This is a genomic window from Streptomyces sp. DSM 15324 (assembly GCF_001514285.1).
Taxonomy (GTDB): domain Bacteria; phylum Actinomycetota; class Actinomycetes; order Streptomycetales; family Streptomycetaceae; genus Streptomyces.
In genome coordinates this window covers 368,457-380,293 of record NZ_KQ949024.1, presented here as the reverse complement: position 1 = coordinate 380,293, position 11,837 = coordinate 368,457, and the positions used below count along the sequence as shown (strand labels likewise).

9 protein-coding genes are annotated in these 11,837 nt (G+C 74.0%); 8 read left to right on the top strand and 1 reads right to left on the bottom strand.

Translation table 11 applies throughout. The features are described 5' to 3' along the window. Window positions 1-94: 94 nt before the first annotated feature. The 6 genes from AQJ58_RS07905 to AQJ58_RS07880 all read left to right on the top strand — a co-directional run bounded on the left by AQJ58_RS07905 (window position 95) and on the right by AQJ58_RS07880 (window position 7,657). Complete coding sequence (locus tag AQJ58_RS07905) at window positions 95-1,414, top strand: radical SAM protein (protein WP_067246559.1); 1,320 nt, start codon at window positions 95-97, stop codon at window positions 1,412-1,414. A 238-nt stretch (window positions 1,415-1,652) separates the two neighbouring features. Continuing rightward, window positions 1,653-3,152, top strand: a complete 1,500-nt coding sequence (locus tag AQJ58_RS07900) for a cellulose-binding domain-containing protein (protein ID WP_067246557.1) — start codon at window positions 1,653-1,655, stop codon at window positions 3,150-3,152. Window positions 3,153-3,432: 280 nt separating this feature from the next. Beyond that, window positions 3,433-4,605 (top strand): ribosome small subunit-dependent GTPase A, encoded by a 1,173-nt coding sequence (gene rsgA / locus AQJ58_RS07895; RefSeq protein ID WP_067246555.1) that lies wholly within the window; start codon window positions 3,433-3,435, stop codon window positions 4,603-4,605. A 103-nt stretch (window positions 4,606-4,708) separates the two neighbouring features. Then, window positions 4,709-6,142: a bifunctional transcriptional activator/DNA repair enzyme AdaA gene (locus AQJ58_RS07890; protein ID WP_079078831.1), complete on the top strand. Its 1,434-nt coding sequence runs from the start codon at window positions 4,709-4,711 to the stop codon at window positions 6,140-6,142. Continuing rightward, window positions 6,139-6,639, top strand: coding sequence for a methylated-DNA--[protein]-cysteine S-methyltransferase (locus tag AQJ58_RS07885; RefSeq protein WP_067246552.1), 501 nt, complete (start codon window positions 6,139-6,141; stop codon window positions 6,637-6,639). The genes AQJ58_RS07890 and AQJ58_RS07885 overlap by 4 nt, the downstream gene beginning before the upstream one ends. A 241-nt stretch (window positions 6,640-6,880) precedes the next feature. After that, window positions 6,881-7,657, top strand: a complete 777-nt coding sequence (locus AQJ58_RS07880) for a class I SAM-dependent methyltransferase (RefSeq protein ID WP_067246549.1) — start codon at window positions 6,881-6,883, stop codon at window positions 7,655-7,657. Here AQJ58_RS07880 and AQJ58_RS07875 read toward each other — a convergent pair. After that, complete coding sequence (locus tag AQJ58_RS07875; RefSeq protein WP_067246546.1) at window positions 7,620-8,102, bottom strand: DUF456 domain-containing protein; 483 nt, start codon at window positions 8,100-8,102, stop codon at window positions 7,620-7,622. The genes AQJ58_RS07880 and AQJ58_RS07875 overlap by 38 nt on opposite strands. 168 nt (window positions 8,103-8,270) lie before the next feature. On the opposite strand from AQJ58_RS07875, the gene AQJ58_RS07870 reads away from it, so the two are divergent. Together AQJ58_RS07870 and AQJ58_RS07865 are read left to right on the top strand one after the other, a co-directional pair. Continuing rightward, window positions 8,271-9,986 carry a PP2C family serine/threonine-protein phosphatase gene (locus AQJ58_RS07870; protein WP_067246543.1) on the top strand — a complete coding sequence of 572 codons (1,716 nt, stop codon included), beginning with the start codon at window positions 8,271-8,273 and terminating at the stop codon, window positions 9,984-9,986. An 82-nt stretch (window positions 9,987-10,068) separates the two neighbouring features. Continuing rightward, entirely contained in the window at window positions 10,069-11,811 is a 1,743-nt protein-coding gene (locus tag AQJ58_RS07865) for a pyruvate dehydrogenase (RefSeq protein WP_067246540.1), read from the top strand. The last annotated feature ends 26 nt before the right edge of the window (window positions 11,812-11,837 follow it).

The window sequence follows — 11,837 nt, the reverse complement described above, 5'->3', positions numbered from 1 at the left end:
ACCTTGCCCGCAACACGAGACCCCCCGCCCCCGCCGCCGCGCCGCCGGGGGCATACCGTGAGGAGTCGTACGCCTGAGCCGGGAGGAGAGACGGATGGGCAGCCGTACCGCGCTGGTCGAGGATCTGATGGAGCGGTTTCCGCATGTGCCGCGGGAGGCCGTCTTCAAGGAGGACCTGCTGCGCGGGGGAGTGGCCTTCGACCCCTCCGCCCTCAGCGACAACGAGTCGGGCGAGGTCAAGCCGAAGTCGTACTTCATCTTCTCCTTCGACCACGGCACCCTGCCCGAGCTGGGCGAGGCCGCGCTGCGCCGGCCGCCCGAGGAGATCATCCTGACCGGTGGTCCGTACGATCTGCGGCGCACGGTGGTGTCCGTGCGGGTGAACCCGGCCTCGCCCTACCGGGTGGCGGCCGACGACGAGGGCCTGCTCGGCCTGTACCTGGACGGGAAGCGGATCGCGGACGTCGGCGTGCCGCCGATGCCCGAGTACTACCGGCACACGCTGTCCAACGGGAAGTCCGTGATGGAGGTCGCCCCGACCATCCAGTGGGGCTACCTCATCTATCTGACGGTCTTCCGGGTCTGCCAGTACTTCGGCGCGAAGGAGGAGTGCCAGTACTGCGACATCAACCACAACTGGCGACAGCACAAGGCCGCCGGTCGACCGTATACCGGGGTCAAGGACGTCGAGGAGGTGCTGGAGGCCCTCGAGATCATCGACAAGTACGACACCGCGAAGGCGTCCACCGCCTACACCCTCACCGGCGGCGCCATCACCAAGACGGTCTCCGGGCGCGACGAGGCCGACTTCTACGGCCACTACGCCAAGGCGATCGAGGAGCGCTTCCCCGGCCGCTGGATCGGCAAGGTCGTCGCCCAGGCGCTGCCGCGCGACGACGTGCAGCGGTTCAAGGACTACGGCGTGCAGATCTACCACCCCAACTACGAGGTGTGGGACGAGTACCTCTTCAAGATGTACTGCCCGGGCAAGGAGCGCTACGTCGGCCGGGACGAGTGGCACCGGCGGATCCTCGACTCCGCCGAGGTGTTCGGCGCGCGCAACGTCATCCCCAACTTCGTGGCGGGCGTGGAGATGGCCGAGCCGTTCGGCTTCACCACCGTCGACGAGGCGATCGCGTCGACCACCGAGGGGCTGCGCTTCTTCATGTCGCAGGGCATCACCCCCCGCTTCACCACCTGGTGCCCGGAGCCGACCACCCCGCTCGGCAAGGCCAACCCCCAGGGCGCGCCGCTGGAGTACCACATCCGTCTCCTGGAGGCCTACCGCGCCACGATGGACGAGTTCGGGCTCTCCTCGCCCCCCGGCTACGGCCCGCCCGGACCGGGTCGCGCGGTGTTCTCCGTGAGTTCCTTCATGGACAGTCTTCCGGCGCGGGAGGAGGGGGCCGTATAGTCCCGGAACCGCCGTCAGAGAACGGGCGGGCCCCGGAGTTGAACACATCGGGGTCCGCGTCCGTACTCCAGGGCGGAGGAGCGGCGCGGTCCCTGGTCAGGACGTCCTTACATGACATCTGAACAGGGCGCTTGTCAGTTGTGTGAGAAACGTGAAATCCTCGGTGTCTGCCGCGAGGTTCCCCCCAACCCCATTGCCGTCATGGTGAGTTGACCTCGCATTTTGATGCAGGAGTCACATGCCCGACCTGCCGACCCCGAAGGACGCCGCGGAGGCCGCGCTGTTCTCCGAGTGCTGGGACGCCGTCCTGTCGTACGCGGACCTGTGCACGTCCGGCTCGACCGCGGCCAACCAGCTGGCCCGCGAGGCGTTCGCGCTCGGCATACAGGAGGCCCGCGCCGACGACGGCGGTACCGCACGAGGTGCCGGCCGCCGCTCGTCCCGGCTGCCCCGGATTCCCCTGCTGCTGACCGCCGTACGCAACACCGCGGCCGCCTGGGAGTCCGAGGGACAGGGCCACAAGCTCGACCCCGACCTGAGGCTGTGGCTCAACTCGGACAAGGCCTGGCGCTACGTCGGCCCGCCGCTGAGCCGCCCGATCGCCCTGCGCGGACTGCGCGACATGGGCGAGTCGGACGCCACCCTGCTGTGGCTGGCGGAGGTGGAGGCGCTTCCGCTGCGCACCGTCGTCCGACGCCAGGGCCTCGACCCGGACGCCTCCGTCGAGGAACTCAACGCCGTCCGCGGCCTGTTCCGCGACCGCTGCCACCGCAACCACCTCGACACGCCGATGAGCGCGGAGTGCCGCTCCTACGTCCGGCTGCTCGACGCCGTCACCCGCTCGCCCGGCGCCGACACCCCCGACGACCTCTCCCGGCACCTCGCCACGTGTGTGGAGTGCGCCGAGGCCGCCGCCTGTCTGCGGCTGCATGGCGGCGGACTGCCCGCCGCGCTCGCCGGCGGAGTCATCGGCTGGGGCGGTCTCGCCTACCTGGAGCGCCGCCGCCGCGCCGCCGAGGTCCGCCTCGGCGCCGGACACCCCGACGGGCCGGACCCGCAGGGCCAGGCGGAGCGGGCCGCGGCCCACAAGGCCCGCCTGCGGCGCCACGGGCTGCTCGCCGCCGCCGTCCTGGTCTCGGGGCTGGCGCTCGCCGCGTCGCTGATGCCGTTCGGCGGCGACAGCGGCACCGAGGCGCAGACGATCCCCACGGACACCACCCCGGTGGCCGGCCCGGGCTCCACCGTGCCCGCCTCCGGCTCGCCCGTGACCTCCGCCCACCCGGTGTCGGCGTCCCCGGCCCCGTCCGGCAGCGACACGCCGGGCACCGGCGCGCACGGCGACGAGAAGCCCGACCCCGAACCGCAGGGGACCTCCTCGGCCACGGCCGGCACCGCCACCGGTGGCGGCGAGACCCCGAAGGCGGGCGTCTGCGAGGTCCGCTACGAGCTCGTCAACCAGTGGCCCGACGGCTTCCAGGCCAGCGTCACGTTCACCTCGCCCACCGCCCTGGACTCCTGGCGGGTCGCCTGGTCCTTCGCGGACGGGCAGCACGTGGACCAGATGTGGGACGCGAGCGTCGGCCAGCGGGGCGACCGGGTCACCGCGACCGCCGCCGACTACAACCGCTCCGTCGCGGCGGGCTCCACCGTCACCTTCGGGTTCCTCGCCTCCTGGCAGGACACCAACGCGGCGCCGTCGGACTTCACGCTCAACGGCCAGGAGTGCACGGGCTCCTGAGCGCCCGTCCGCGGGCGAGGGGCGACGGGCGGAAAACCAGTGGCGTTCTCCGTCGGGTGCCCCTAGCCTGACGGAGGCGTACGGGAGACGTACGCCACCCGTGCGAGAGACGTACGGCAACCACAGGAACGGGGAGGTGCGACCGATGACTGTCACCGGCACCGGGGCCGCTCGACGCGGCCAGACGATCGTCCACCTCACCCCCGCGGTCTCCGGCTGACCAACCGACCTCTCCGCGCGCCCGCGCGCGCCGCCGGGGCCGCCCTGTGAAGGGTTTCCCTTGCATTTCTCCGTTACTCCGGACGCTTCTTCTCCCTCCGTTTCTTCCTCTGCTTCTCCCTCCCCTTCTCCTTCCGCACATCCGCTCGCCGTCCTCGGCTGGGACGAGGGCTGGGCGGCCGCGTTCGCGCCCCACGCCGAGCAGGGGCTGCTGCCCGGCCGGGTCGTCCGCGTCGACCGCGGCCTGTGCGACGTCGTCACGGCGGCCGGCACGGTCCGGGCCGACACCGAGTTCGTCGTCCCCCACGACCCGATGAAGGTCGTCTGCACCGGCGACTGGGTCGCCCTCGACCCCGAGGGCGCCGACCCGCGGTACGTCCGCACGCTGCTGCCCCGCCGTACCGCGTTCGTCCGCTCCACCTCCTCCAAGCGGTCCGAGGGACAGATCCTCGCCGCCAACGTCGACCACGCCGTCGTCGCGGTCTCCCTGGCCGTCGAGCTCGACCTCGGCCGGATCGAACGGTTCCTCGCGCTGGCCTGGGAGTCCGGCGCGCAGCCCGTGGTCGTGCTCACCAAGGCCGACCTGGTGCCCGACCCGGTCGTGCTGGCGCATATCGTCCAGGACGTGGAGACCAGTGCTCCCGGGGTGCCGGTGCTGCCGGTCCGCGCCCGCGACGGCGAGGGCGTCGAGGAACTCGCCGCGCTCCTCGGCCGGGGCACGTCCGTGCTGCTCGGCGCGTCCGGCGCCGGCAAGTCCACCCTCGCGAACGCGCTCGCCGGCGCCGAAGTGATGGGCGTCCAGGCCACCCGCGACATCGACGGCAAGGGCCGGCACACCACGACCACCCGCAATCTGCTGCCGCTGCCCGGCGGCGGTGTGCTCATCGACACGCCCGGACTGCGCGGGGTCGGCCTGTGGGACGCCGGCGGCGGGGTCGGGCAGGTCTTCGCGGAGATCGAGGAGCTGGCCCGCGGCTGCCGGTTCCACGACTGCGCGCACGACGCCGAACCGGGGTGCGCGGTGCGCGCCGCCGTCGACGACGGGGAGCTCGCCCCGCGCCGACTGGAGAGCTACCGCAAGCTCGTCCGGGAGAACCAGTGGATCGTCGCCAAGTCCGACGCCCGGGTCCGCGCCGGCTTCCGCCAGGACTGGAAGCGCAAGAAGGCGGAGGGCCGCGCGGCCGGGGACGCCAAGCGGGGCCGCAGCCCCTGGCAGCCCGCACCGCCCCGGTGACAGCGGCCCGGTGAGCCGGTACGGCGGTGACGGGTACCTGCCCGTCACCGCCGTGTCCGATTTCCGCCAGCACCCGCCCCGCCCCCGGCGAAGACTGGAGGACATGCAAGGTCAGGACACGGCGTGCGAAACGGCGTACGAAGCGGCGCACGACACGACGTACGTCACGGCGCACGACACCCGGTACGAGGCGGTGCGCAGCCGTGACGGGCGGTTCGACGGGGCGTTCTTCTTCGCCGTCCGGACCACCGGCATCTACTGCCGCCCCAGCTGCCCCGCCGTCACGCCGAAGAGGCACAACGTGCGCTTCTTCACCACGGCCGCCGCCGCGCAGGGCTCGGGCTTCCGGGCCTGCCGGCGGTGCCGCCCCGACGCCGTGCCGGGCTCCGCCGACTGGAACGCGCGCGCCGACGTCGTGGGCCGGGCGATGCGGCTGATCGGCGACGGGGTGGTCGACCGGGAGGGCGTCGCCGGGCTCGCCGTACGGCTCGGCTACAGCGCCCGGCAGGTGCAGCGCCAGCTCACCGCCGAGGTCGGCGCGGGCCCCGTCGCCCTCGCCCGCGCCCAGCGCGCCCACACCGCGCGCACGCTGCTCCAGACCACCGGGCTGCCGGTCACGGAGATCGCCTTCGCGTCCGGGTTCGCGAGCGTGCGCCAGTTCAACGACACCATCCGGGCCGTGTATGCGACGACCCCGACCGAGCTGCGCACCGCCGCCCGCTCCTCCCGCCGCACCGGCACCCCGGCCGCCGGGATCCCGCTGCGGCTCGCCCACCGGGGGCCCTACCGCGCGGGTCCGGTCTTCGACCTGCTGGAGCGGGAGGCCGTGGCCGGGGTGGAGGAGGTCCGCGGACCGGCCGGCGGGCGGACGTACCGCCGTACGCTGCGCCTCCCGCACGGCACCGGGATCGTCGCCGTCGACGAGCGGCCGGGCGGGACGGGCCGCGCGGGCGCCCTCCACTCCGGCGGCTGGCTCGACGCCCGGCTGCACCTCACCGACCCCCGCGACCTCACCACCGCCGTCCAGCGGCTGCGCCGGCTGTTCGACCTCGACGCCGACCCGTACGCCGTCGACGAGCGCCTCGGCGCCGATCCCCGGCTCGCCCCGCTGGTCGCCGCCCGGCCGGGGCTGCGCGCCCCCGGGGCCGCCGACCCCGAGGAGTACGCCGTACGGGCCCTGGTCGGCCCTGCCGCGTCCGAACGGCTGGTCCGCGCCCACGGCAAGGCCCTCGACGCCCCCTCCGGCACCCTCACCCACCTCTTCCCGGAACCGGCCGCCCTCACGGAGGCGGTCGGCCCGCTCGCCGTCGCGCTCGCCGACGGCCGGGTCCGCCTCGACCCCGGCGCCGACCGGGACGACGCCGAGGCCGCCCTGCTCGCCGTACCCGGCCTGGACGCCCGTACCGTGGCGACGATCAGGGCCCGCGCCCTCGGCGACCCCGACGTCGCGCCGCCCGGCGCCGACGCACCCGACACCTGGCGTCCCTGGCGGACGTACGCCCTTCACCATCTGCGCGCAGCGGAGGAGACCCCATGACGACCGGCATCGCGCCCGTGTACTGGACCAGCGTCGGCGGCCCGCTCGGCCCCCTGCTGCTGACCGCCGCCCCCGACGGTGCCCTGACCTCGCTCTCCGTCGAGGGACAGAAGGGCGGTCGCACCGTCCAGGACGGCTGGCGGCACGACCCGGGCCCGTTCCGCGCCGCCGAGGAGCAGCTCGCCGCCTACTTCGCCGGGGAGCTGAAGGAGTTCCGGCTGGAGCTGCGCGCCGAGGGCACCGGGTTCCGCGAGCGCGTCTGGGCGGCCCTCGACACCGTCCCCTACGGGGCGACCACGACGTACGGCGAGATCGCCGCCCGGATCGGGGCCTCCCGTACGGCTGTGCGGGCCGTCGGCGGGGCGATCGGCGCCAATCCGCTGCTGGTCCTGCGCCCCTGCCACCGGGTGATCGGCGCCGACGGCTCCCTCACGGGGTACGCGGGCGGTCTGGAGCGCAAGATCCGGCTGCTGGAACTGGAGGGCGTGCGGCTCTGAGGCGGCGGCCGGGAGGCCGGGAAAAAACCGGGCGCGGGCTCGCCCGGAGCGGCCTCCCGGCGGCCGTCCAAGGGGTGCTCCGGCGCGGATCGTCGGACCTCGAAGGAGCCGGTCCGCACCCCGCCCCCGGGCCCGGTACACACCCGCCCCTGACCTCGCCCCATACCGCCTGAGCTGGCCTTCCGCCCCTCCCGCGTCTATGTTCACCTGGTCGGGAACAAGCCCGGGGGGAAGGACACCGATGGACCGTCACATCCGCACGGTGGACGATGTGCTGGAGCTTCTGGACGGCCTGTTCGCGCCGGAGGCCGACCGCTGGACGGCCGACGGTGCCGCCTGGTGGGACGGCTTCTACACCGACCGGGCGAGGCCGGTGCCGTTCTTCGTCGAGAAGCCGGACGAGAACCTCGTCTCGTACCTCGACCGCGGACTGATCACCCCGGGCCGCGCCCTCGACCTGGGCTGCGGGCCGGGCCGCAACGCCCCGTACCTCGCCGCCCGGGGCTTCGAGGTGGACGCGGTCGACCTCTCCCCGACGGCCGTCGCCTGGGCCGAGGAACGGGCCCGTGCGGCGGGCGCCGACATCCGGTTCCACTGCGGCGACGCCTTCGCCCCCGGCGCCTCGGTCCCGGACGGGCCCTACGACCTCGTCCACGACTCCGGCTGCTTCCACCACCTGCCGCCGCACCGCCGCGTCAGCCACCTCGCCCTCCTCGACCGCGTCCTGGCTCCCGGCGGCCACCTCTCCCTGACCTGCTTCGCCGCCGGGCGCATGGGCTCGGACCTGCCCGACGAGGCCTTCTACCACCGCTCCCGGCTGGAGGGCGGCCTCGCCTACACCCCCGAGTCCCTGCGCTCGATCTTCCGCGACCTCACCGCGGTCGAGCTGCGGGGCATGCGGGAGCAGGGGCCCGCCTCGCCCCTGTTCGGCGAGTCCTTCCTCTGGACGGCGCTGTTCCGGCGCGACGCCCAGGGGCCGGTCAGCCCCACAGCACCGCCCCCAGCCACGCCCCCGTGATCAGCAGGCAGGTGAACAACTCCGCGAGCACGCTGGAGCCGCCCGAGCGCATGGCCCTGCGCAGGGCCGCGCGGGCCTCGCCGTGCCGGCCCAGCCGGAGCCGTTCACAGAGGTAGATGCCCCCCATGAAGCCGGGGATCGCGCCCACCACGGGCACCAGGAAGAAGCCGAGCAACGCGCCGACCCCCGCGTACACCGCCATCCGGGGCGTCGCCCCGCTCTCCCGCAGCCGGCGCGGCGGCAGGGCCCAGCGCACCACCTGGCTCAGGAACAGCGCGACGGTGGCGCCCACCAGCACCCACCAGGCGACCGGTTGCGGATCCTTCAGCGCCCACCACAGGACCGCGGACCACACGAGCCACGAGCCCGGCACCCCGGGCACCAGCACTCCGCACAGGCCGAGCAGGATCACCAGACCGACCAGCAGGAGTTCCCACGGTCCCATCTGCCCAGAGTGCCGGAATCGCGGGGAAACCGCAGGTCAAGGGGGCGCCCCGGTGGCCACGGCCGGAAGACGTCGATCAACCACCGTGGGCACGCACTGACATTCGACGGTGACGCATTTTCCGGATGCCCCGTTTTCATCCGGGCCCAGCGGTGGACAATTGGGGGCATGAGCCAGCAGGGGGGAAGGCCCACCGGTCCCGAGGACGACTGGTGGGGGCAGCTGTACGACGACTTCACCGCGGATACGGGCCCCGCGCCCACCGCCGACTCCCTGGACGACCGTTTCGCCTCGGCGGCGGGAACGCTGCGCCCCACGGGTCCGGCGGACCAGGTGCCACCGCCACGCAAGCCGAGTGAGGGGGCGGTGGCGGACGCCCGGACCGACTGGTGGCTGGCCCCGGACGCGGCGACGGCCCCCACGCCGTCGCCCCCCGAGCCAGGGTCGTCCCCCGAGCCCGGGTCGTCCCCCGAGCCCGCGTCGCCCCCCGAATCCGCGCCGTCCCCCAAGCCCGCGCCGTCACCCGAGTCCGCGCCGTCCCCCAAGCCCGCGCCGTCACCCGAGTCCGCGCCGTCCCCCAAGCCCGCGCCGTCCCCGGACGCGAGCGCCGTGCCGACCCCGGCCGACCGGCCGGATTCCCGTCCCGCGCCGCCTCCACCGGCCATGCCCCCGATGCCCCCGAGGCCCCCCAGGCCGACGAACCCTCCGTCGGCCCCGCTGCCTCCCGGCTCCGCCACGCCGCCGTCCGTGCCCCCGCCGGTCAACACCCCTACCACCTCGACCACCCGCACCACCTCGACCGGCACCGCAACCCCCACCCCCACCTCCGCCGCCGCCGGTCCCGTCGCGCCCCACGCCTTTGCCCCACCGGACGGCGCCCGGACCCCCACGGCCCTCGACCTGCCTCTCCTGCCCGACGAGCACACGGAGTACGTCGGGTCGCGGCCCCCCACCTACGCCCCCGAGCCCACCGCGCTGCCGCCCGCCGACCCGGACGCGCTGGACGACCTGGTGGCCGACACCGTGCTCGAGGGGGCGTTCTACGGGAGCTGCGCGCTCAGGGCCGTGTCGGTGCGCGGCGACTCGGCGCGGTACCGGGGCGAGCCCCGCAGGGACGCGCTGCTCGTGGCCCGGTTCGGCACCGCCGAGCACGCGCTGGTGCTGGTGGCGATGGCGACCGGCGCGCGGGCCACGCCGGGCGCGCACCGGGCGGCCGCCGAGGCCTGCCGGTGGATCGGCCGCGCGGTGGGCCGCAGCCACGTCCGGCTGGCGCAGGACATCAGGGCCGCCCGGCGCGGCGACCTGAAGTCCGGACTGCACCGCCTCACCGACCGCAGCCTCGGCCGGCTCCGGGCCGGTGCCGCCGAACAGGGCCTGGAGCCCGACGCGTACACGGCCACCCTGCGCTGCCTGCTGCTGCCCGCCGACCCCGAGTGCCGTACCCGGGTGTTCTTCGGCGTCGGCGACGGCGGCCTGTTCCGGCTGCGCGGCGGACAGTGGCAGGACCTGGAGCCGGGGGCCGGCGAGGTCGCCGGGGAGCCCGTCGTCGGGTTCGGCGCGCTGCCCGCCGAGACCCCCGAGGGCGACCGGCTCACCATGGACCTCGGCATCCCGACCCCGCCGAGCCCGTACGACCCGGCCCCCGAGCCGCCCCGCGACCCCTTCCGCTTCCGCGCCTCTGTAGCCCGGCCGGGGGACACCCTGCTGCTGTGCACGAGCGGCCTCGCCGATCCCCTGCGCGGCGAGCCCGCACTCCCCGCCCACCTCGCGGAACGCTGGTCGCGGCAGCCCCCGCCCGGCCTCGCCGCGTTCCTCGCCGACACCCAGGTCCGGGTCAAGGGCTACGCGGACGACCGTACGGCGGCGGCCGTCTGGGAGGCGTGAGCGCGGCGGCGCGGCCACTGTGGAGGGAGGTACCCGAGGTCCGAGAAGTCCCGAGAAGTCTCGAGAAGGGGTGCGTCCGGCCATGGCCAAGCAGAACGTCGCCGAGCAGTTCGTGGACATCCTCGCCCGCGCCGGGGTCAGACGGCTGTACGGCGTGGTCGGGGACAGCCTCAACCCGGTGGTGGACGCGGTGCGCCGCAACTCCGCCGTCGAGTGGGTCCAGGTGCGCCACGAGGAGACCGCCGCGTTCGCCGCGGGCGCCGAGGCGCAGATCACCGGCCGGCTGGCGGCCTGCGCGGGCTCCTGCGGACCCGGCAACCTGCATCTGATCAACGGTCTGTACGACGCCCACCGCTCGATGGCACCGGTCCTCGCCCTCGCCTCGCACATCCCCTCCGCCGAGATCGGCCTCGGCTACTTCCAGGAGACCCACCCCGACCAGCTGTTCCGCGAGTGCAGCCACTACAGCGAACTGATCTCCAGCCCGCGGCAGATGCCCCGGCTGCTGCACACCGCCATCCAGAACGCGGTCGGCCGCGGCGGGGTGAGCGTGGTCTCCCTGCCCGGCGACATCGCCGCCGCGCCCGCCCCCGAGAAATCCGCCGCGACCGCCCTCGTCACCAGCCGGCCCACCGTCCGCCCGGGCGACGCCGACCTCGACGCCCTGGTCCGCATGATCGACGACGCCGGCCGGGTCACCCTGTTCTGCGGCAGCGGCACGGCCGGCGCGCACGCCGAGGTCATGGAACTCGCCGGGAAGATCAAGTCACCGGTGGGACACGCCCTGCGCGGCAAGGAGTTCATCCAGTACGACAACGAGTTCGACGTCGGGATGAGCGGCCTCCTCGGCTACGGCGCCGCCTACGAGGCCACCCACGAGTGCGACCTGCTGATCCTGCTCGGCACCGACTTCCCCTACAACGCCTTCCTCCCCGACGACGTCCGGATCGCCCAGGTCGACGTCCGTCCCGAGCACCTCGGCCGCCGCTCCCGGCTGGACCTCGCCGTCTGGGGAGACGTCGGCGAGACGCTGCGCTGTCTGATCCCCCGGGTGCGGCCCAAGGACGACCGGCGGTTCCTCGACCGCATGCTCAAGAAGCACGCGGACGCGCTGGAGGGGGTGGTCAGGGCGTACACCCGCAAGGTGGAGAAGCACGTCCCGCTGCATCCCGAGTACGTCGCCTCCGTCCTCGACGAACTCGCCGACGACGACGCGGTGTTCACCGTCGACACCGGGATGTGCAATGTCTGGGCCGCCCGCTATCTCACGCCCAACGGCCGCCGTCGGGTGATCGGTTCGTTCTCCCACGGCTCGATGGCGAACGCCCTGCCCATGGCGATCGGGGCGCAGTGCACCGACCGCCGCCGACAGGTCGTCTCGATGTCCGGCGACGGCGGATTCACCATGCTGATGGGCGACTTCCTGACGCTGGTGCAGTACGACCTGCCGGTGAAGGTCGTCCTGTTCAACAACTCCTCGCTGGGTATGGTCGAGTTGGAGATGCTGGTCGCCGGACTCCCCTCGTACGGCACCACCTACAAGAACCCCGACTTCGCCCTGGTCGCCCGTGCCTGTGGTGCCTACGGCGTCCGGGTCGAGAAGCCCAAACAGCTCGCCGGCGCCCTCAGGGACGCCTTCCGGCACAAGGGGCCGGCCCTCGTCGACGTCGTCACCGACCCCAACGCGCTGTCCATCCCGCCGAAGATCAGCGCCGAGATGGTGACCGGGTTCGCTCTGTCCGCCTCGAAGATCGTGCTGGACGGGGGCGTCGGCCGGATGCTCCAGATGGCCCGCTCCAACCTCCGCAACGTGCCCCGTCCTTGAGAGCCGCCCCGAATCGCCGGTCCGCC

Bases quoted from the DNA above. Each gene is read 5' to 3' on its own strand.
- AQJ58_RS07905 (WP_067246559.1), top strand. From the start codon at position 95: ATGGGCAGCCGTACCGCGCTGGTCGAGGATCTGATGGAGCGGTTTCCG.
- AQJ58_RS07900 (WP_067246557.1), top strand. From the start codon at position 1,653: ATGCCCGACCTGCCGACCCCGAAGGACGCCGCGGAGGCCGCGCTGTTC.
- AQJ58_RS07890 (WP_079078831.1), top strand. From the start codon at position 4,709: ATGCAAGGTCAGGACACGGCGTGCGAAACGGCGTACGAAGCGGCGCAC.
- AQJ58_RS07885 (WP_067246552.1), top strand. From the start codon at position 6,139: ATGACGACCGGCATCGCGCCCGTGTACTGGACCAGCGTCGGCGGCCCG.
- AQJ58_RS07880 (WP_067246549.1), top strand. From the start codon at position 6,881: ATGGACCGTCACATCCGCACGGTGGACGATGTGCTGGAGCTTCTGGAC.
- AQJ58_RS07875 (WP_067246546.1), bottom strand. From the start codon at position 8,102: ATGGGACCGTGGGAACTCCTGCTGGTCGGTCTGGTGATCCTGCTCGGC.
- AQJ58_RS07870 (WP_067246543.1), top strand. From the start codon at position 8,271: ATGAGCCAGCAGGGGGGAAGGCCCACCGGTCCCGAGGACGACTGGTGG.
- AQJ58_RS07865 (WP_067246540.1), top strand. From the start codon at position 10,069: ATGGCCAAGCAGAACGTCGCCGAGCAGTTCGTGGACATCCTCGCCCGC.